The following is a 21647-nucleotide window of genomic DNA, read 5'->3' on the forward strand; positions in this document are numbered from 1 at the left end:
AAAATGTATAAATAAACCACCGTCTGTTGGCAAGAACGCCGACTGGGCGGTGGTTTTACGTTGTGTAGAAATATTTAATTTGAGTTTTGAGTATTATGGGAATGTTGCATGGAAAGCAGGCGCGAAATCATGTAGAAGCATGATTTCTGTGCATCGCGAAGCGTGTTGCTGTGAAGGTCGTGAACAGTAACATATTCTAAATGGGAGAATAGGAAAGAATTGTCTGGACAAGACTGTGAAGAGTCTTTATAGTAAGAATAGTGACCGTTTAGAGTCACAGTGATGAAATACGAAGTATATTGGAAGAAGATTTATTATATAAAGTATTGGAGGTATCTATGCAGTCAGCAGATCAGCTGCAGGACATGCTTCGTTCTATCAACCGGAAGAGCTATCCTGCCTATAAATCCCTGAAAGGGGCATATCAGTTTAAGAAATATATTTTATCAATTGATCACGTGCAGGGCGATCCATTTGCATCCCCATCCCATATCAGCGTGAAAATTTCCCACAAAGAAGCTGGTTTTCCAACCGCATATTATAAGGATAAACTGACCAGAATTACATTGGCAGACTATCTTACCCGCCAGTTTGAGCAGCAGGTGAACCGCTATACCTTCCGGGCAAAAGGCTCGGGAAAAAGCGGTCTGATTTCTGTGACCAGATGCGGGCAGGAGGTGCTGGAAAGAACTGCCTGTGAGATTACAGATAAGGGAATTACGGCGCGGTTCTTCGTTGGATTTCCGGCAAATGGACGAACCATAAATGCTGGCGAGCTGGAGAAGATTTTCTTCGAATTTCTGCCTGTATGTGTGGAAAAAGCTTTTATTTTCCGGAATTTAAGTGGAAAAGATCTGGAAAATACTATTTTTCTGGCAGAGGATCAGGCTTATATCCGGGATGAATTAAAGAAACGCTCTCTGGTGGCGTTTGTAAATGACGGAGCAATTCTGCCAAGAGAAAGCGGAATTTCCTCCAGACCGATGAAAAACTGCGTGGCATTTATGTCGCCGGATAGTCTTCGGGTAACCATGGAACTGCCGCATAAGGGAAAAATTACAGGAATGGGAATTCCGAAAGGGATTACTCTGATCGTAGGTGGCGGTTATCATGGAAAGTCTACACTGCTGAATGCTTTAGAGCTTGGTGTATATAATCATATTCAGGGGGATGGAAGAGAGTACGTGATTACAGATTCTACTGCCCAGAAACTGCGTTCTGAGGATGGCAGATTTGTAAAAGATGTGGATATTTCTCTCTTTATAAATGACCTTCCGAATAAGAAAAATACCAGCTGCTTTTCCACGGAGGACGCCAGTGGAAGTACTTCACAGGCAGCAGGAATTGTGGAAGGAATGGAAAGTGGCAGTCATGTTTTCCTGCTGGATGAAGATACTTCTGCTACGAATTTCATGGTGCGGGATGCCTTTATGCAGCGTGTGATCAGCCGGGAAAAGGAGCCAATCACTCCATTTCTGGAACGTGCCAGAGATCTGTATGAGAAGGCTGGGATTTCTACCATACTGGTAGCAGGAAGCTCCGGTGCATTTTTCCATATTGCAGATACTGTGATTCAGATGGACAATTACAGTCCTGTAGATATCACCAGGAAAGCAAGGGAGCTTTGTATGGATTATCCTTTAAACGAGAATAAAGCAGCTGAATTTAAGACACCGAAGAGCTATCGGATTATGTCAAAAAATGCACCTGTAAAAGGCCCGAAAAAAGATTATTACGGTCATTTTAAACCCCAGGATAAGCCGGAGCGGTCGGAGCGACTGAAGGTAAAAGTCCATGGAAGAGATGGTTTTTCCATTGGAAAGCAGGATGTGGATCTGCGATATATCGAGCAGCTGATCGACAGTGAGCAGACACAGACATTGGGAGTATTGCTGAAATATGCAGTGGAAAAACTGATCGATGGGAAGCGTACATTAGCGGAAATTGTGGAACTGCTTTGCGACAAACTGGAAAAAGAGGGGCTGTCATTTCTTTCAGATGGATATATTTCCTGCGGTTATGCAATGCCCCGGAAACAGGAAATTTATGCATGTTTTAACCGGTACAGGAGACCATAAAATTTGTGCAGGAAACCATATTTGTCGGTAGCTTTTTACCTGGTTATACGTTATAATGAAGTTCGGATGAGGAAAACACCGGGACTATTTTCCCTGTGTTAAATGATAATAAGAGAAAGGTGGATATAGATTATGGAACGTCCAAACGCATGGCTCACATATTCAGATGCAGATATGCAGGATCTGGAAAATGTGGCTAAGAAATACCGTCATTTCTTAAATGTAGGAAAGACAGAGCGTGAGTGTATCACACAGATTGTGAAAGAAGCTGAGGAAGCTGGATATGTTTCCCTGGAAGAAAAGGTGAAAAATGGAGAAGCTCTCAAAGCAGGAGATAAAGTGTACGAAGTGGGTATGAAGAAGATTATTGCCCTGTATCATATTGGAGAGGACGATCTGGCTGAGGGAATGAACATTCTCTGTGCGCATATCGATTCCCCAAGACTGGATATCAAGCAGAATCCTTTATATGAGGATACCGATCTGGCTTATCTTGACACACATTATTATGGCGGTGTTAAGAAATATCAGTGGGTTGCCCTTCCGATGGCAATGCACGGTGTTATTGTGAAGAAGGATGGAACTGTTGTGGATGTAACGATCGGCGAGGATGAGGACGATCCGGTGCTGTATATCACAGATCTTCTGATTCATCTTGCAGGACAGCAGATGGCGAAGAAGGCATCCGAAGCAGTTGAGGGTGAGAAGCTTGACATTCTTATCGGAAGCCAGCCGCTGAAAGATCTTCCGGATGATAAGAAGAAAGAGGCTGTGAAAGAGAACGTTCTTCGGATTCTGAATGAGAAATACGGTGTGGAAGAGGAAGATTTCCTTTCCGCAGAGCTTGAAATCGTACCGGCTGGTAAAGCACGTGACTGTGGTCTTGACCGCAGCATGATCGCTGGTTATGGACAGGACGACAGAGTATGTGCATATACTTCCCTTCTGGCTCTTCTCGAGATGGAAGCACCGAAGCGTACAAGCTGCTGTCTTCTTGTTGATAAGGAAGAAATCGGAAGCGTTGGAGCAACTGGAATGCAGTCACGCTTCTTTGAGAACAGCGTAGCAGAGGTTCTGGACGCAATGGGACAGTATTCTGACCTGAGACTGAGAAAGACTTTGAAAAATTCCAGCATGCTTTCCTCTGACGTAAGCGCGGGCTATGATCCGGCATTTGCAGATGCTTTTGAGAAAAAGAATTCCGCATATCTTGGAAGAGGTATTGTTCTCAATAAGTTCACTGGTGCCCGTGGAAAATCCGGTTCTAACGATGCCAATGCAGAGTATGTGGCAAGAGTACGCAGGATTTTTGATGACCATAAGGTATGCTTCCAGACAGCAGAGCTTGGTAAGGTTGATGTTGGCGGCGGTGGAACCATCGCTTTTATCGCAGCACTTTACGGCATGGAAGTAATCGACAGCGGTGTTTCCGTTCTCAGCATGCATGCACCGTGGGAAGTTACCAGCAAGGCTGATGTTTATGAGGCGAAAAAGGCTTATAAGGCATTTCTTCTGGATGCGTAACTGAGTATGCAGACAGGCTGTGAAAGCACTGTTTGTTTGGATAAACGTGGTGATGCGCAATGGCGATAATTTTGCAACAGTAATAAAATTCAAATGTGTGAATTGTGACGTAGTATTAGAGGTATCTATAAATTGGCGGGCAGACTTTATATGTCTGCCCGAAATTTTATCTAAAAGGATAGAGAAAAGAACCTTTTTGATGCTTGTGTTTATTGAAGAAAATTCTATCAAATGATATTAGATGAGGAGTAAAAGAATATGTTGAAAAAACAGGCGCCAGGAGAAACAATCCTGAAGGTTGGGGGAATGCTTCTCCTGTTTCTTGGTGTGTTGCTGGCATTTGGAAGTGGAAACACTATTTCCCTGGTTATGAAGGGCAGCAGTGACAGTACAGTTATAGAATATCTGAAACAGAACAGTATGACATACAGTCAGATGGTGGCAAGTAATGTGATGGTCCTGGTGGCAGGAATCATCTATCTGGCAGCAGGTGTTGTAGGGGTGAAACAGGCTGGCAATGTGGAAAATGCAGGAATTTGTGTGGGAATGGGAGGACTTCTTATTATTGAAGTAATCGCAGAAGTTCTTGTCACAATAAAATTCGGAGAATTCGACCTGGCATCTGTGATCCGTATGCTGATGTTCCCGGCTATTTATATGGTGGGTGCGCTGCTGAACTGGCAGGCGAAGAAGAGCAAGCTGTAGATAAGAATCGAATTGTATAAATGATGTAATGGAGAAGTCCTTGAAATCGTATGAATCGTGCAAAAAATATCTACAAAAAAATATTTTAAAAAAATTTGAAAAAGGTGTTGACAAAACGATGAGTATCGTGTAGAATATCCATTGTTGTGAGGGACAAGCGAAAACGTAAGACCTTACAAATAATAAATGTGTGTTTAGCTCAGCTGGATAGAGCGTTTGGCTACGGACCAAAAGGCCGGGGGTTCGAATCCTCTAACACACGTAACTGAGAAGCGGAATCATTGAGAAATCAGTGGTTCCGTTTTTTTTGTGCAATATAAAATTCCGTTGAAAATCTCTATTGCATGAAAGGCATTTCGTGCCGATGATGTGCATTCGCACAATAAGAAAGTTCTGTATGGTAAGAAATTTTCTTATATTTTTGTGTTACCATCCTTTTATTTTTACGATATATATTATGAAGGAGCTCATGTTACTGAGAAAAAATGGTACCCAAATATCTCCTTTCAAAAAGGCACCTTATTATATAGAAAACGGGAGGATAACCTGTAAATGAAAGACGATGAAATTATAAATTTGTTTTTGACGAGAGATGAAAATGCCATTAAAGAATTAAGTGCGAAATATCATCCCTATTGCTACAAGATTGCCTGGAATTTACTTGCGAACAGAGAGGATAGTGAGGAATGTCTGAATGATACATGGTTTTCAGTATGGTCACAAATTCCTCCGTCCAAGCCGCCTGTTTTATCACATTTTTGTGGGAGGATAACGAGAAATCACTGCATTGACCGTCTGCGGAAGCGATTTGCAGGTAAGCGCCCGGATATTCATATGGCAGATGTTTTGGGCGAGATGGATCAGCTGAATATCACTTATACAGTGGAGGACCAGCTGGCAGAAAAAGAATTGCTGGAAGTTATCAATGATTTTCTCGGGAAAATGAAAGCGGAAGAAAGGGATATTTTTGTGAGAAGGTATTGGTTTCTGGATTCCATTGCTTCCATTTCCAAGAGACATCATATGTCGGCAGGAAGCGTGAAAATGAATCTGTATCGAAACAGGAAGAAGCTGTTGAAAATGTTAGAAAGAGAAGGAGGCAGCCTATGAAAAAGTTTGATTTTTCAAAAGAATTTGGAAATATTGATTCAAAATATATCAGAGAGGCAGAAGGGGAGTGGAAGAAGGAAAAAGAAATCTGGACACCTCGGTTCTGGAGTAGAGTAGCAGCGGCCTGTGTGATTGTTACATTAGGTTCTGCGATCTTTTCCAATCCCCATGTGCAGGCAGCAATAAAAAATCTTACATTGTCAATAGGAGAAACTCTTGGCTTCTCGAAGGGAATTGAATCCTACACGGAAGTGTTGGATACTTCGAAAACAGATAATGGAATTACGGCAACTTTAAAAGAGGTGGTAGTGGATGATGGCCTTTTACTGGTAAAGATACACGCTGAAAAAGCAGAGTTGGAAGAGCAAAAAGAAATGGATGCTGCCAGCAAAATATCTTTTACTAATATGGACTTTGGGATTGATTATCAGAATTCCACAATAAATGGTCAAAAAATTGAGGAGTATGGAAGTGGAACCTACCTTCCTTATTCGATGAATGAACTCATGGAGAATGGGAGGAATGAAAATGCATATGATGAAGTGCTGGAATCCCGTTTTCAAAATTCTGTGGAGCTTGGTGAAAGTCCAAAGATACATCTTGTGCTTTGTGCTTATAATGAAGAGGATTTTGGCCGAAATCCAGTTGCCACTTTCCAGTTCGATTTTCAGGTTTCACATGCAGAGCTTATGAAACAGACGATTCACAAGAAACTGGAGAATATTTCTATTGAAACCAGAGAAGGAACTGTAAAATTAACTGATTTTTCCATGAATAAGCTGCAAAGCAGTATTACTGCAGAAATTCCAGATGAATTGTATGGGAAGTATGATTTGGAATTGCTTGGAACGGATAGTAAAGGAAATCTGTTGCGATATGAATTGAACGCAGGTACGGAGAGTGAAGCGCACCAGTGGATTTTTAAAACAGATTTTTGGGGAATGTACTGGAATGATTCGGATGAGCCTACACTTTTAATTCCAGATATGGATAGTGAGTACATGGAATTACAGCTCTACATTCGGGAACCATATACAGCAACTACAGATTCTGTCTGGGACGGTGATGCCTATGTAGAAGTGGGTGAAACGACTGCTGAAGTGGAAGAGGTTCAGGAAGATTATAAGGATGATGGAAATATTTCCGATACAGATGAGAATCTTGAAAATCAAATTATCGGAGGTGCAACAGGCTCTACTGCAGTGATGATTAAAGATGATATAGATGAGAATGAAAATGCGGATGTAGCAGAGGAAGATGAGTTTTATGGTACAGAAGAAAGCACATATAATGTGAAAGACAGCTCAGAAAAGGTTGGTGAGGAAGCCGCTTTGGCAGATGATGGCTGGATTCCTGTTGGAAATAGAATAAAAATCCAGATCAAATAATTTAAATATCCAGGCTGTATCAGTTTTAAAGCGGAATCATTGAGAAATCAGTGGTTCCGTTTTGCCGCCAGGGTAAAATTGGCAGCAAGGCAGCTTCTGGAAGAAAATAATAAATACATAGCTATTTCAAGGCTGTGATATAATATGCAAAACTTTGATTATAAAAGTTCATTTCAAAGCATGTTCTATGCTGTTTACATTCTCATGGGAAAGAGGAAGCGTAAAGAGAAAAGAAAAATACGATGCCGGGGCAGAGCGTGTCCGGTGGGCAAATACGGAGGAAGATATGTGCGGTATCTGTGGATTTACCGGTTACAGACAAGACCAGAAGACTGTGATCGAGAGAATGATGAAATCCATTGAACATAGAGGACCAGATAGCGAAGGCTCTTTTTGTAGTGATGAGATTACGTTAGGATTCAGAAGACTTAGTATTATTGATCTGGAGGATGGGCAGCAGCCTATGGAAAGTGCAGACGGGAATCTGCATATTGTTTTTAATGGAGAGATTTACGATTATAAGGAGCTGCGGGAGGAACTTGAGGACGCAGGCATTTCTTTTCATACTCATTCTGACACGGAAGTATTGGTAAATGCTGTACAGCAGTATGGTGACAGGGTCTTCCATAAGCTTCGCGGTATGTTCGGCTTTGCTGTATGGAATGAGAGAGAACAGAGTTTAATGCTGGCGAGGGATTTCTTTGGCATTAAGCCAGTCTATTATGCACAGATCAACGGACATTTTGTATTTGCTTCCGAGATCAAAAGTATTCTTGCTTTTCCTGGATATAAAAGAGAAGTGAATCAGCAGGCTCTGGAGCAATATCTGTCTTTTCAATATTCCCCTCTGGAAGAAACTTTTTTTAAAGGAATTTATAAACTTATGCCTGGACATGTGCTTTTTTATAGAAATGGGAAATATGAGATAAAGAAGTATTTTCAGGCGAGACTCACTCCACAGAAGTCGGAAAAAGGTAAGCTGATAAATGAAGCAGAAGCACAGACGCTGCAGCTTGAGCATGTCCTTGCAGATTCCGTGGAGCACCATATGCTAAGTGATGTAGAGGTTGGCTCGTTTTTGTCAGGAGGTGTGGATTCCGGTTATCTGGCTGCTGCTTCTGGTGCAGACCAGGCATTTACGGTCGGCTTTGACGAAGGAGACCACTATAATGAGGTGAAAAAGGCGGCAGAGGTTGCGAAGAAAGCAGGTCTGAAGCATCATGTGAAAATTATTTCCAAAGAAGAATTCTGGAATTCTCTTCCAGATGTAATGTACCATATGGACGAGCCACTGGGAGATGCCTCAGCAGTTGCCCTTTATTTTTTGGCGCAGGAGGCGTCGAAGCATGTAAAGGTGGTTCTGTCAGGTGAAGGGGCAGATGAGCTTTTCGGCGGATATAATATTTACCGGGAACCGGAAGCACTGAAAAAAGTTACATGGATTCCATTCGGACTTCGTCGTGCAATCGGTAAGCTTGCGGCGAAACTGCCAGATATAAAAGGGCGGGACTTCCTGATTCGCGCCAGCATGTCAGTGGAAGAGCGGTTTATTGGAAATGCATATATCTACCGGGAAAAAGAGAAAGATCAGATTCTGAAAAATGGTGTGACAGGAATATCCACCCAGGAATATCTGCGCCCATTCTACGAAGAAATCGGGAAGCCGTTTTTGGAAAAGGAGACTCAAAAGGACAAGAATTGTAACACATCGAAGCTTTCAAGGCGGAGAAGCAGTGAATCGAAGATTTCCGGAAAAGCAAGCAGTCTGCAGGACATGGAGAAAATGCAGTCTGTAGATCTGAACTACTGGCTTCCCGGTGATATTCTCCAGAAGGCAGACAAAATGAGTATGGCACATTCCCTGGAGGTCAGAGTTCCTTTCCTGGATAAAGAGGTGTTTGATCTGGCTTCCAGGTTACCGAAAGAATCCAAAATCGCCAATGGAACAACCAAATATATTTTCCGAAAAGCGGTTTCGAACTATATTCCACAGGACACAGATGGCAGGAAGAAGCTTGGATTTCCTATTCCCATCCGTGTATGGCTACGTCAGGATGACTGGTATCAGAAGGTGATGGAATTATTTACCTCAGAAGAAGCAGAGAAATTTTTCAATACCAGGAAGCTGGTTCAGCTTCTGAAAGAGCATAAAGAAGAGAAAGCAGATAACAGCCGCAAAATCTGGACGGTTCTGGCTTTTCTTGTATGGTACGACAGATTTTTTATGAAGAGTGCGGGAATACTTGAATGAGTGTGGGTGCCCGGAAGATTATGCTGTGCAGTTATAATCTTCCGGGGATTTTGCTCTTGTGTGCAATTCTATAAAAAATGCCTTGATAAATTAATTAAAAAAACTCTCTTTACGAATCTTTCCGATTCACATTTCTTGCCTTCTTCGCCGAATACATTTTCTCGTCAGCCAGGTTAATGTAGTCATTTAGTGAGTAAGCGCAGTCCATGGCAACTACATAACCGATACTTGCCTCAATTGGAAACTCAGTTTTGCTTTTTGATGACAAAATATCCAGCTGGGTCTGAAGGGTGTGAACCAGCTGCTGCATTTCTTTCGCACCGCAGTCTGGTATCACGCTGACGAATTCGTCCCCTCCATATCGCATGGAAATAGATCGGACCGGACAATATTCATGGAGGATAGAGGCAATGCTGCGAATGGCAAGATTTCCCATATCATGACCGAAATTGTCATTAATATATTTCAAATGGTCAGCATCAGCAAAAATGATCCCGACAGGCTTTTTCTCCCTCATACAGCTTTGGAAAAGAGGCAGTGCCAGCTTCTCGTAAGCCATCCGGTTATATAGTCCGGTCAGGGAATCGTGGATGTAAAGCTGGGAAAGCTGCTTATTCATCTTGCGGAGCATAAGTCTTGCATAAAGAGCCTCAATAGAGGTCTGGAGGGAGTTCATAGTCTCAAACAGAAACTGATGCTCCAGAAGGTAATCGCAGTTTTCCAGAATCAGATACCCGACTTCGCGTTCACGGAAGTGAAGTGGACAGAATTGATAGATATTCTGTTCTGTCTCAGCTTCCGTATGTGGAAAAAGAATACTGTCCTTCAGCTGGAAAATGGATGAACCGGATGCTTCCTCTGGCTGAGGATAGACCAGTGCCATTTCATCGGGGTAACCTTTGGTACGGTAGGTATCCTCTGGAATCTCCGGCAGGACATCTACTTTTTCACTTATAAAGATATCCGGATTCATAAACAGATAAATATTTCCGCATTTATGCTCTGTAAGCCATGTCTGTATGCGTCTGGCAAGCTCCGTATAACTGTCGCAGTCAAGAAGGTAACGGTCCAGATCCATCATCCAGTTCTGCATATCCCCCTGACGTGCCTCGGCTACGATCCGGCGGATTACATATTGTCCACGATCCGGCGGATTGGCAGAAACGCAGCCGCAGCTTTCCTGGAAAACGTGGGTAACCGGTGCATACATAAAGGTGTCAGAGGTGTCCCCTTTCCATAGTTTTTCCAGAAGGGCGATGGCATTGTACATAACAGTAGCCTTGGAAAATCCTACAGTGGTGATTCGTGGATCGTAATAAGAAGCCTTGTCTTCATTGTCAAAGCCAGTTACCAGGAAATCTTCAGGAATAGAGAAACCGGCTTCTTTTGCAGCCAGGCATACTCCTACTGCAATATTGTCATTGACACAAACGAAAGCGTCTGGGAGCAGACCTTTTTCACAAAAAGTGGTAAAAGCCTGGATACCGGTTTCAATTTCGTAATTGTGATGAATCACACGTTGTTCCTCAAAGGGGATTCCGTAACGGATAAGCGTATCTTTATAGGCCTGGAAACGAAGCTGGTTCTCTTTATTAAATTCAGGTCCACCGATAAAATTCAGCTTCCTGCAGCCGTGCTCCCGGATCAGATGCTCTGTGATTTCTGTGATGGCATTATAGTTATCGATACCAGAGTGATACAGTCCTGGAATCTGCTCCAGAAGAGACACTGCTGGTACGCCGCATTTCTTTGCACGGTCTGTTACCTCTGCGATCAAAGCTGGCTGGGAGACTGTGGCAAGATCCAGAAGAATACCGTCAAATTCAGAAAAATCAGGTAATCTGGTAATGTTATATTCTCCGGTGTTATGCTTCTCGTCCTTGTTGAAATTCCCAAAACACTGGAAAACATACAAATCTATATCTGACTGGTGTGTAGCCATATATTCCCGGTATCCTTCAATCCAGGTATACGTGACATAGCGTCCCCAGCCATCTGTAATAAGTGCAATTTTTTTCATGAGAAAACTCCAATAAAAATCAGATGTCCTAGAGCGTGTTTGAAAAATCATTCCTGCAATCTGCACGCCCCACTTTGCGGTATATTTTGCCCTCTTTCAGTCAGCGTAGCCCGCTACGCCTCCTTCAATCGGACAAAATCTCCCACAAATTGTGACGCACATCTTGCAGAAAGCCTTTTTCAAACACGCTCTAGAGCCTTTTTTAAACGTGCTCTAATGCGCCGCAAAATTCTTTTTTATACGTTTCAAGTAATTTCGCATTGTATATATTATATCGAATAGCAGAGAAAAAATCTATATTTTTTGTACATTTTAAAGATTGAAGCGGGAGAAATTTTAGAAATATCGCACTGTATTATAGAGGGAAGTGGAACATGAAACGTGAAAAAAAGGTAATTATTGACAAAATATTTTTCGAAAAAACGAAACCGGCTTTACTGAAAATTATTCTCATTTTGCCATCTTTCCTTTTGTAAACAAAAGAAGTATGATAAAAACAAGTTAGCACAGACTAACAGCCTGGGCAAACGATTACGATCTCACAGGGAGGAAGAGAGATGTTTCTGGAAATCAAAGGATTGAAAAAAGGGTTCGGCTCTGGTGACAGCCGTACAGAGGTGTTGAGAGGAATTGATTTTTCCGTGGAGAAAGGAGAATTCTGCGTGCTTCTTGGCCCGTCAGGCTCTGGAAAATCAACGCTTTTAAATATTATCGGAGGAATTGATGAGCCGGATGAAGGCTACATTTCCATCAATGGGGAAAAAACAGGGGATATGAAAGAGAAGGCGCTGACGATTTACCGCAGGAAGCACCTTGGTTATGTATTTCAGATGTACAATCTGATCCCGAACCTGAATGTGAAAGAAAATGTTGAAGTAGGCGCCTATCTTAGTGACAAGGCTCTGGATATTGATGAATTGCTTCATACACTTGGACTTTATGAACACAGGCATAAACTGCCGAACCAGCTTTCCGGCGGGCAGCAGCAGAGGACGGCTATCGGACGTGCCATTGTAAAAAATCCGGATATCCTTCTTTGTGATGAACCTACAGGCGCCTTGGATTACAATACCTCCAAGGAAATTCTGCGCCTGATCGAGCAGGTAAACCAGAAATATGGAAATACAGTCATTATGGTTACACATAACGATGCCATTAAAAATATGGCAGACCGTGTGGTGAAGATACGTGACGGACAGATCCGTAAAAATTATATTAATGAGTCCAAAGTCGCTGCAGACGATCTGGACTGGTAAGGCGGTGCGTTATGAAAAATCCATTGTGGAAACGTCTGCCCCGGGAACTGAAAAGTGATTTTGGGAAATACATTGTGATATTTCTGTTTATGACACTGACCATCGGTTTTGTGTCCGGATTCCTGGTGGCAGATGAAAGTATGCTGGCGGCTTATAATGAAAGTTTCGAAAAATATAATATTGAGCATGGAAACTTCACACTTTCTTCGAAAACCAGCGAAAGTGACCTGAAGAAGATAGAGAAAAAAGGAAAAGTACGAATTTGCGAAAACTTCTACCGGGATGAAGCTGTGGACGCAGATCTGGATGGTGATGAAGAAGGAACCATGCGTATTTACCAGAACCGTACAGACATGGATCTTGTGTGCCTGATGGATGGAAAAATGCCTGAAACAAAGGATGAGATTGCCATCGACCGGATGTATGCAGATAACAACAGCCTGAAAACGGGAGATAACGTCAAAATTGACGGCGACGAGCTTACGATTACCGGATTAGTAGCGTTATCCGACTATAGTTGTTTATTCTCGGATAACAATGATATGATGTTTGATTCGGTAAAATTTGGCGTAGCGGTCATGACAGAGGAAGGTGCCGGACGCTTCGGGGAAACCCATCTGGAATACCGTTATTCCTGGCAATATGATAAGGAGCCAAAGGATGACATTGAAGCAAAAGAAATGTCAGAGGATTTTCTGGAAGTGTTGGTGAAATATGGTGACGTAACCGGTTTTATCCCAGGATATGCCAACCAGGCCATCCATTTTACAGGTGAAGATATGGGTGCCGACAAGGCTATGGTGGAAGTCCTTTTGTACATGCTGATCGTGATCATTGCCTTTGTGTTTGCGGTTACAATAAATAATACCATTACAAAAGAGGCCTCTGTGATCGGTACACTGCGGGCTTCCGGATATTCCAGAAGAGAATTGCTTATCCACTATATTTCCATGCCGGTTCTGGTAACCGTGATCGCTGCAATCCTGGGAAATATATTAGGATATACGTTCTTTAAAGATGTGTGCGCTGGAATGTATTATGGAAGCTATAGTCTGCCTACTTATGAGACAAGGTGGAATGCAGATGCATTTATTCTGACTACGCTGATTCCGGTAGCGCTTATGCTGCTGATCAATCTGCTTCTCATTTCCAGAAAACTGAAGTTATCACCGCTTAAATTTCTTCGCCATGATCTGTCAACCTCCAGGCGAAAAAAAGCAGTGCGGCTTCCGAATTTTAAATTTTTCAATCGTTTCCGTTTGCGCATCGTGCTGCAGAATAAGTCCAGTTATCTGACACTTTTTATCGGAATCTTTTTTGCAAATGTACTGTTGCTGTTTGGAATGATGATGAAGCCTCTTCTGGATCATTACCAGGAAGAGACTGTGAAGAATATGATCGCGCCTTACCAGTATATTCTCAATGTACCGGAAGAGCCGGAGGAGGATGAGAAATATACGGTGATGGGAATGCTGCAGAAATTTCTGACTCCGTCCTTGAAAACAAGTGAAAAGTCTGCTGAGAAATTCTGTATGGAAGCTTTGAAAAATGTAGTTCCGGGTAAAGACGGGGAATCCATTACGGTCTATGGGATTTCAGAAAACAGTGAATATGTAAGCAGGGAACTTCCTTCGGACGGGGTGTTGATTTCAGACAGCTATTCTGAGAAATATAAAGTAAAAGAAGGAGACACCATTACCTTAAAAGAATCCTATGGAAGCGAAGAATATGAATTTACAGTCCGTGGAATCTATGATTATCCAGGCGCATTGACTGTATTTATGCCAATTACATCTTTTAGGGATGCTTTTGACAAGGATGAGGATTACTTTAACGGCTATTTTTCGCAGGAAAAAATAAAGGATCTGGATGAAGATCTGATCGCGGCTACCATCACGGAGGATGATCTGACAAAGGTCAGCCTCCAGCTGGATGTTTCTATTGGGGAAATGTTCCAGTTGATCAATGTTTTTTCAGTAATCCTGTTTGCATTGCTGATCTATCTGCTGACGAAGCTGATCATTGAGAAGAATGCCACTGCCATTTCCATGGTAAAGATTCTTGGGTACGAGGATAAAGAAATCATCAGTTTATATCTGACTTCTACTACATGGGTGGTAGTATTCTCTATTTTGTTCAGCCTGGCTTTATCAACATGGACGATTTATGGAATTTACGGTTACCTGATGTCTTCTTTTTCAGGCTGGCTGACTTTATATCTGGAACCTGTGGTGTATCCGGAGATGTTTGCAATGGGAATGGGTGCGTATGTGCTGGTTGCATTGCTGCAGTTCAGGAGGATACGGAAGATTCCTATGGATGTAGCACTTAAAAATGTGGAGTAGGAAAATTGTCTATAGGTTATTGAGAAATGATCCGGATTTCCGTTTTGGAAAATCCGGATCATTTTGACTAAAAGTGTTGGAGAAGGGCGCGGTTACTGCGAACAGAGTGAATAGTAACGGAGCATGTGTGTTATGAGAAATTTATTCATGATTTACAGTTGTGATTTGAGGCAGTTTCGTATATACTTTCAAATGTAGCCCAAAGTGGATATAGGTTTCCACTTTCATTTATGGTGATGTCTGCGTAAGCAGGCATGTCCGTTTAGAAAGATATGAGGAGATATGAACATGGATTACGCAAAAGAATCCTTAAAAATGCACTATGAGTTAAAAGGGAAGATCGAAGTAGTTTCAAGAGCAAAGGTGGATTCCAAGGATGCCTTGAGCCTTGCTTACACCCCGGGTGTAGCGCAGCCCTGCCTTGAGATTCAGAAAGATATTAATAAAAGTTATGAGCTGACCAGACGCTGGAATACGGTAGCTGTTGTTACCGATGGCACTGCAGTCCTGGGACTTGGAGATATCGGTCCGGAGGCAGGCATGCCAGTTATGGAGGGCAAATGTGTTCTGTTTAAAGAGTTTGGTGATGTAGATGCCATTCCTCTTTGCGTGCGCAGCAAGGATGTGGATGAAATCGTCCAGACGGTGCGTCTTCTGGCAGGAAGCTTCGGAGGGGTAAACCTGGAGGATATTTCTGCACCAAGATGCTTTGAGATTGAGAAAAAGCTGAAAGAATGCTGCGATATCCCGATTTTCCATGATGATCAGCATGGTACAGCGGTTATCACACTTGCAGGCGTGATCAATGCGCTGAAGGTTGTTGGAAAGAAAATTGAAGATATCAAGATCGTTACTTCCGGCGCTGGAGCAGCAGGAATCGCCATTATCAAGCTGCTGATTTCCATGGGACTGAAGAACGTAATCATGACAGACCGTAAAGGTGCTATTTATGAAGGCCGTGAGGGTCTGAATCCGATCAAGGAAGAGATGGCGAAGATTACCAATGCCAATCATGAGAAAGGCTCTTTAAGCGAAGTGATCAAAGGCGCAGACGTATTTATCGGTGTTTCTGCACCTGGCACCCTGACAGCAGACATGGTTCGTACTATGGCAAAAGATCCGATCATTTTTGCATGCGCTAATCCAACACCGGAGATTTTCCCGGAAGAGGCGAAAGCTGCCGGGGCAGCAGTAGTATCTACCGGACGCTCCGATTACCCGAACCAGGTAAATAACGTACTGTGTTTCCCGGGAATCTTCCGCGGTGCGCTGGATGTACGCGCTTCTGATATCAATGATGAAATGAAGATTGCGGCAGCTTATGCGATCGCAGGATTGGTAAGCGATGAGGAACTGTGTGCAGATTATATCCTGCCTGCTGCATTTGACTCCAGAGTAAAGGATGCTGTTGCCAAGGCAACCGCTGAGGCTGCGATTAAGAGCGGCGTGGCCAGAATCTGATTCTATTCTTCTCTGTAAATCCGCGCATTAGCTTCGGCAGAGTATAATTTCAATTGATGCCCGATCCGGATGGCTTTTGAATCGGTTCCGTGTCCGATCAAAGGTGTCCGGGCAACGGGCGTCTTTTTTTCTGCAAAATCTAATATCAGCTGGCCCATATCCGGCTGGCAGTTTTCTTTCTCCATTTGGGAAAAAGTACCAAGCAAAATTCCGTTTACTTTCTTAAAAACCCCCATTTGCTGAAGCTGGCTTAAGTAAGTGATCATTTGCGGCAGTTTTCCACCATAGGATTCCAGCAACAGGATTTTTTCCCTCATATCAGGCCAGTATGGTGTGCCTGCAAGTTTAAGAAGACAGCGGATGTTACCGCCTACCACAACTCCGTTCATATGGGAGCCGCGGATAAAATTGCAGGGAAAATCATACAGGGCAGAGCTCCCTGCAAGAGTCGTGCCAAGAAAGTCCGTTATCTGGGACTGGCCATGCTCATAAGTGAGATTACGGATCTGATAAAGAACAGAAGTTTTCCCTGTTCGTGAATAAATGGCATTCAGAATCGTTGTCAGATCACTGTATCCCCAGAAATGCTTTTTAGACCAGGCAATGGTCTGGAAATCAAGATAGGGCAGGAGCTCATTGGCCATGTCCCCGCCAGATATGTCAAAAATTTCTTCAACAGAGTCGTCTTCATAAAATTTCATCAACGCCTGGGCCCGCTGTCTGGCTGTTCCGGCAGAGCCGTTCTCATCAGCATAAATATATGGACTAAGCTCTGGTACGAAACCGGATTTATCTAAAATCTGAACCAACATGTCTAATGTGGCAGTTTGTTCCTTGGAAATTCCATTGGAACAACAGACAATTCCTATTTTACTTCCTTGCTTCATGATTACGTTCTTCCTTTCCGTGAAATATACCAGTTATATGTAAAATTAAGATAGCAGGGTGGAATGCTTTCATTATAAACAATAAATTGGGATAATTCTACAGGTAAGCTGGAATTTGACTGAAAATCTCTTGCGGAATACCAGAGCCTTTTTCAAACACGGTCTAGAGCCGAAAGTGTTTCTGAAAAGTCTGGTAAATTTCTTGAAAATCTTGGATTTGTACAGGGAGCTACTGTAACCGTTGTAAGCGAGATCAGCGGTAACATGATCGTGAATGTGAAGGATTCCCGCGTTGCCATTGGAAAAGATATGGCGAATCGGATCATGGTCTGAAATCCAGGAAAAGGAGTCGAGTATTATGAAGACATTACGACAAGTTGGCATTGGCCAGACTGTCACAGTGAAAAGACTGCACGGCGAAGGACCGGTAAAGAGACGTATTATGGACATGGGAATCACCAAAGGTGTGTCTATCTATGTTCGTAAGGTTGCTCCCCTTGGAGATCCTATCGAGGTAACTGTAAGAGATTACGAGCTGTCTCTGCGAAAAGTCGATGCGGAAATGATCGAGGTTGAGTAAACACTGTACCAGATATCGTACTTTTCTGACAGCTGTGAAGCTATGAACCACGATTTTTGCTGTGCGAAGGAAAAACGCAGCAGTAAATTGCATATTCAGGAAAAGAATAGGCAATTTTTTTTACCACAATAGTTAGCTGGCTCTAACAAAAGAGATAAAACACTAACATATAAAAAGGCAAATGAAACAAACGGCAGACGGATAAAACAAATGACAGCCAAACATAATAACTGGCAGCTGAAAGTAACCAACCTGATATCCGTCCGAAATGAAAAAAGAAAATCTGGAAAGAAAGAGGAGGCATGAAAATGTCGATTAAGATTGCACTTGCAGGTAACCCAAACTGCGGCAAGACTACATTATTCAATGCACTGACCGGCTCTAACCAGTTCGTTGGTAACTGGCCTGGTGTAACTGTAGAGAAAAAAGAAGGTAAACTGAAAGGCCACAAGGATGTAACAATCATGGACCTTCCTGGTATTTATTCCCTTTCCCCATATACACTTGAGGAAGTGGTAGCCAGAAATTACCTGATCGGTGAGAGACCGGATGCGATCATCAATATCGTAGATGGTACGAACCTTGAGAGAAACCTTTATCTCTCCACCCAGATCATGGAACTTGGAATTCCGGTTGTTATGGCAATTAACATGATGGATCTGGTTCAGAAATCCGGAAATAAGATACATATTGATAAATTAAGCAAAAAGCTTGGCTGTGAAGTAGTTGAGATTTCCGCCCTTAAAGGAACCGGAATCATGAAAGCTGCTGAGAAAGCAATCAGTGCAGCACAGAGCAAAAAGAACATTGTTCCAGTTCATGAATTTGCACAGGATGTTGAGGACACAATCAAGACTGTTGAGGGTAAGCTGACAGGAACAGTTGAGGAGTCCCAGAAACGTTTCTTTGCCATCAAGCTCCTGGAGAAGGATGACAAGATCGTAGAGCAGATGAAGAGCGTTCCGGATGTGTCTTATGAGGTGAAAGCCTTGGAAGATAAGTTTGATGATGATACAGAAAGTATTATTACAAATGAACGTTATGTATATATTTCTTCCATTATCGGACAGTGTTATACCAAATCTGCCAGCGGAAAGAAGCTGACCACATCTGATAAGATTGACCGTATCGTAACAAACAGATGGGCAGCTCTTCCGATCTTTGCAGTTGTAATGTTTGTTGTTTATTATGTATCTGTAACTACAGTTGGTACCATTGTAACAGACTGGACAAATGATGTGCTCTTTGGAGAAATCATTCCTCCGGCAATTGAGTCTGCTCTGGAAGCAGTGCACTGCGCTTCATGGCTTCAGGGATTGATCCTTGAAGGTGTTGTTGCCGGTGTTGGTGCTGTACTTGGTTTCGTACCACAGATGCTGGTTCTGTTCTTCTTCCTTGCATTTTTGGAGTCCTGTGGTTACATGGCCCGTGTTGCATTCATCATGGACAGAATCTTCCGTAAATTCGGTCTTTCCGGAAAATCCTTCATCCCGATGCTGATCGGTTCCGGATGTGGTGTTCCTGGCGTTATGGCTTCCCGTACTATCGAGAATGACCGTGACCGTAAAATGACAATTATGACTACAACCTTTGTTCCTTGTGGCGCAAAGCTTCCGATCATTGCAATGATCGCCGGTGCATTCTTTGGAAACAGCGGATGGGTAGCAACCAGTGCATATTTCGTTGGTATTGCAGCAATCATCTGCTCTGGTATCATTCTTAAGAAAACAAAAATGTTTGCTGGTGAGCCTGCACCATTCGTTATGGAGCTTCCGGCATATCACTGGCCAACAGCAGGAAATATTCTCAGAAGCATGTGGGAGAGAGGCTGGTCCTTCATCAAAAAGGCTGGTACCATCATTCTTCTTTCCACTATCGTTCTCTGGTTCTTAATGGGATTCGGCTGGGAAAATGGCGGATTCGGAATGGTAGAGGAACTGAACAACAGTATCCTTGCAAAAATCGGTTCTGCGATCGCATGGATCTTCGCTCCTCTTGGATGGACAAAAGCCGGCGAAGGCTGGAAGATGGCAGTTGCAGCTGTAACTGGTCTTATCGCAAAAGAGAACGTTGTTGCTACATTCGGTATGCTCTTCGGATTTGCAGAGGTTGCAGAGGATGGAGCTGAGATCTGGGGAAATCTTGCACAGGTTATGACTCCTGTTGCAGCGTACGGTTTCCTGGTATTCAACCTTCTGTGTGCTCCTTGCTTCGCAGCTATGGGTGCTATCAAGAGAGAGATGAATAACGCAAAATGGTTCTGGTTTGCAATCGGATATCAGTGCGGTCTTGCTTATGTAGTTGCACTTTGCATTTATCAGATTGGTACACTGCTTACAGGCGGCGGATTTGGAATTGGAACAGTTGTAGCATTTGTTCTGGTTGCAGCATTCCTGTACCTGCTCTTCAGACCATATAAAGAAAGCAATAGCTTGAAAGTAAACGTAAAAGGTGTTGCTTAAGCAATCGCTTTAAAAAGTATTTCAGCCTGTATCAAATGAACGATACAGGCTGGAATTTTTATATAAGGGGAAATTCGGTTACAGATGAAAAAGGATAACAGATTTCTCTTTATATAAAAATTCCAGTGTAAATGAATGGGAAAAAAGGAAATTCAGAAAAGGACGGCGACGAAAATGAGGGAAAACGCAGTAAAAGAAAAAGCATATGAGAATCATGAGGCATATCAGCGCACACAGATGCAGAAGGATATGATCATTGAACGATTACGCGAACAGGGCTGCAGGATCACCAGACAGCGTCAGCTGATCCTGGATACCATTCTGGTATTGAGAGTATTGAGATGACAATGTCAAAGTGCCAGGCGTGAAAAAAGGAATGCCTGTAATGTGCTTCATGCATGCTTTATAATGGCGAGTATGGAGTCAATGACCATAGTAAATCAGGATACATCAGTACCAGGAACCGAGGCAAAAAGAAAGGCGGAGGTGCGGCAGCTATGTGGTGTATGAAGAAAGAAGGAATGAAGGAATCAAGGGAAGATTATCTGGAGACGATTCTGATTCTGAATAAGAAATCCCCGGGGGACGTACGGCCTGTGGATATAGCCCACCACCTTGGAATTACCAAGCCAAGTGTGACAAGGGCTATGACGGAACTGGAAAAGGATGGGCATATTAAAAGAAATGAAAAAGGACGCCTGTTGCTCACAGAATCAGGAAAAGAAATCGCTGAGAATGTCTATGAGAAGCATCAGGTGATTACAAAACTGTTTTCCACTTGCGCAAATGTATCAGAAGAAACAGCAGAATCAGATGCCTGTAAAGTGGAACATGTGATCAGTGAAGAAACGTTCCAGGGGATAAAGAATTATCTGGATACAATGAAGAAAAGTGTGGAAGGTTAAAAATTTTTTTACTGATAAATACCTGCTCTAACTGGTTTGAAATAACGATTTTTGGAAAGTAGTGGCGAAAAAAAGTATTGTAAAACTTATACAAAGTACATAAAAATAACAACAGTTAGTTATATAAAACACTAAAAAATATCGAGAAGATTTCTCAACAAGCAAAAAAGTACTAGAAATTTGTAAAATGCTGATTTATAATACGAGAAATCGAAAGATAAGCAGATTATGACATAATAAAAAACATTAACGTATAAGGAAGAATTTAATCATGGCAAGTTTTAAATGGGACAAAACAGGACTTTTCGCAGCAGGTGTTTTATTCGGAACTGCTGGTATCAAGCTCCTTTCCAGTAAAGATGCAAAAAAGGTTTACACAGAGTGCACAGCAGCGGTTCTTAGAGCAAAAGACTGCGTAATGAAGACTGTTACAACTGTTCAGGAGAATGCAGGTGACATCTATGCAGATGCACAGCAGATCAACGAGGACAGAAAAGCAGCTGAGGAACCATTTGAGGACGAGGTTGCTGAGGAAGAGACTGCTGAAACTGAGACTGAGTTCAAAGAGGCAGAAGCTCAGACTGAGGAAAAAGCTGAATAAGTAACGAAGAACAATGCGGGAAGCCCTGCCGGGCCGGAACAAGAAACGGCAATGAGACATATGTCGTATGAAGC

The 21647-nt window shown here is 42.7% G+C and carries 16 protein-coding genes, 1 tRNA gene and 3 pseudogenes; 17 read left to right on the top strand and 3 right to left on the bottom strand.

Annotated features, from left to right (window positions below):
- Positions 1 to 338 precede the first annotated feature (338 nt).
- From ACTQWB_RS00195 to asnB, 7 genes are all read left to right on the top strand, one after another.
- Positions 339 to 2078, top strand: a complete 1740-nt coding sequence (locus tag ACTQWB_RS00195) for an ABC-ATPase domain-containing protein (protein ID WP_441499807.1) — start codon at positions 339 to 341, stop codon at positions 2076 to 2078.
- 132 nt (positions 2079 to 2210) lie between these two features.
- Entirely contained in the window at positions 2211 to 3602 is a 1392-nt protein-coding gene (locus ACTQWB_RS00200; RefSeq protein ID WP_441499808.1) for an aminopeptidase, read from the top strand.
- A 258-nt stretch (positions 3603 to 3860) separates the two neighbouring features.
- Positions 3861 to 4307, top strand: a complete 447-nt coding sequence (locus ACTQWB_RS00205; RefSeq protein WP_441499809.1) for a hypothetical protein — start codon at positions 3861 to 3863, stop codon at positions 4305 to 4307.
- Between the two features lie 188 nt (positions 4308 to 4495).
- A tRNA-Arg gene (locus ACTQWB_RS00210) sits at positions 4496 to 4569 on the top strand.
- A gap of 290 nt (positions 4570 to 4859) precedes the next feature.
- Positions 4860 to 5417 carry an RNA polymerase sigma factor gene (locus ACTQWB_RS00215; RefSeq protein WP_441499810.1) on the top strand — a complete coding sequence of 186 codons (558 nt, stop codon included), beginning with the start codon at positions 4860 to 4862 and terminating at the stop codon, positions 5415 to 5417.
- The gene (locus ACTQWB_RS00220) at positions 5414 to 6805 is read left to right on the top strand and encodes a DUF4179 domain-containing protein (protein ID WP_441499811.1); all 1392 of its coding nucleotides are present in this window, start codon (positions 5414 to 5416) and stop codon (positions 6803 to 6805) included. The genes ACTQWB_RS00215 and ACTQWB_RS00220 overlap by 4 nt, the downstream gene beginning before the upstream one ends.
- Before the next feature lie 286 nt (positions 6806 to 7091).
- Complete coding sequence (asnB, locus tag ACTQWB_RS00225) at positions 7092 to 9056, top strand: asparagine synthase (glutamine-hydrolyzing) (protein ID WP_441500094.1); 1965 nt, start codon at positions 7092 to 7094, stop codon at positions 9054 to 9056.
- A gap of 109 nt (positions 9057 to 9165) precedes the next feature.
- Here asnB and ACTQWB_RS00230 read toward each other — a convergent pair whose 3' ends face one another.
- Complete coding sequence (locus tag ACTQWB_RS00230; protein ID WP_441500095.1) at positions 9166 to 10266, bottom strand: GGDEF domain-containing protein; 1101 nt, start codon at positions 10264 to 10266, stop codon at positions 9166 to 9168.
- A gap of 21 nt (positions 10267 to 10287) precedes the next feature.
- Positions 10288 to 11238: pseudogene (locus tag ACTQWB_RS00235) on the bottom strand (substrate-binding domain-containing protein); the annotation flags it as partial.
- Here ACTQWB_RS00235 and ACTQWB_RS00240 point away from each other — a divergent pair.
- The 4 genes and pseudogenes from ACTQWB_RS00240 to ACTQWB_RS00255 form a co-directional block, all read left to right on the top strand.
- Positions 11176 to 11358, top strand: a pseudogene (locus ACTQWB_RS00240) (DUF6783 domain-containing protein); the annotation flags it as partial. The pseudogenes ACTQWB_RS00235 and ACTQWB_RS00240 overlap by 63 nt on opposite strands.
- A 275-nt stretch (positions 11359 to 11633) precedes the next feature.
- Entirely contained in the window at positions 11634 to 12332 is a 699-nt protein-coding gene (locus ACTQWB_RS00245) for an ABC transporter ATP-binding protein (protein WP_441499812.1), read from the top strand.
- Between the two features lie 11 nt (positions 12333 to 12343).
- On the top strand, positions 12344 to 14677 hold the full coding sequence (locus ACTQWB_RS00250; protein ID WP_441499813.1) for an FtsX-like permease family protein: 2334 nt from the start codon (positions 12344 to 12346) through the stop codon (positions 14675 to 14677).
- A 288-nt stretch (positions 14678 to 14965) separates the two neighbouring features.
- Positions 14966 to 16138 (top strand): NAD(P)-dependent malic enzyme, encoded by a 1173-nt coding sequence (locus ACTQWB_RS00255; RefSeq protein ID WP_441499814.1) that lies wholly within the window; start codon positions 14966 to 14968, stop codon positions 16136 to 16138.
- A 2-nt stretch (positions 16139 to 16140) separates the two neighbouring features.
- Here ACTQWB_RS00255 and ACTQWB_RS00260 read toward each other — a convergent pair whose 3' ends face one another.
- Positions 16141 to 17025, bottom strand: a complete 885-nt coding sequence (locus ACTQWB_RS00260) for an LD-carboxypeptidase (RefSeq protein ID WP_441499815.1) — start codon at positions 17023 to 17025, stop codon at positions 16141 to 16143.
- Between the two features lie 183 nt (positions 17026 to 17208).
- Between ACTQWB_RS00260 and ACTQWB_RS00265 the strand changes: the two are divergent.
- The 6 genes and pseudogenes from ACTQWB_RS00265 to ACTQWB_RS00290 all read left to right on the top strand — a co-directional run.
- Positions 17209 to 17358: pseudogene (locus tag ACTQWB_RS00265) on the top strand (FeoA family protein); the annotation flags it as partial.
- A 25-nt stretch (positions 17359 to 17383) separates the two neighbouring features.
- Positions 17384 to 17605: a FeoA family protein gene (locus ACTQWB_RS00270; RefSeq protein WP_441499816.1), complete on the top strand. Its 222-nt coding sequence runs from the start codon at positions 17384 to 17386 to the stop codon at positions 17603 to 17605.
- A gap of 308 nt (positions 17606 to 17913) precedes the next feature.
- Positions 17914 to 20067, top strand: coding sequence for a ferrous iron transport protein B (feoB, locus tag ACTQWB_RS00275; RefSeq protein ID WP_441499817.1), 2154 nt, complete (start codon positions 17914 to 17916; stop codon positions 20065 to 20067).
- Between the two features lie 174 nt (positions 20068 to 20241).
- A complete protein-coding gene (locus ACTQWB_RS00280) occupies positions 20242 to 20412 on the top strand; it encodes a hypothetical protein (protein WP_441499818.1) in 171 nt (56 codons plus the stop codon).
- A 53-nt stretch (positions 20413 to 20465) separates the two neighbouring features.
- Positions 20466 to 20972 (top strand): metal-dependent transcriptional regulator, encoded by a 507-nt coding sequence (locus tag ACTQWB_RS00285; RefSeq protein ID WP_441499819.1) that lies wholly within the window; start codon positions 20466 to 20468, stop codon positions 20970 to 20972.
- 271 nt (positions 20973 to 21243) lie between these two features.
- Complete coding sequence (locus ACTQWB_RS00290; RefSeq protein ID WP_441499820.1) at positions 21244 to 21573, top strand: DUF6110 family protein; 330 nt, start codon at positions 21244 to 21246, stop codon at positions 21571 to 21573.
- The last annotated feature ends 74 nt before the right edge of the window (positions 21574 to 21647 follow it).

Source organism: Blautia sp. HCP3S3_H10_2 (assembly GCF_052122375.1).
GTDB lineage: Bacteria > Bacillota > Clostridia > Lachnospirales > Lachnospiraceae > Blautia_A.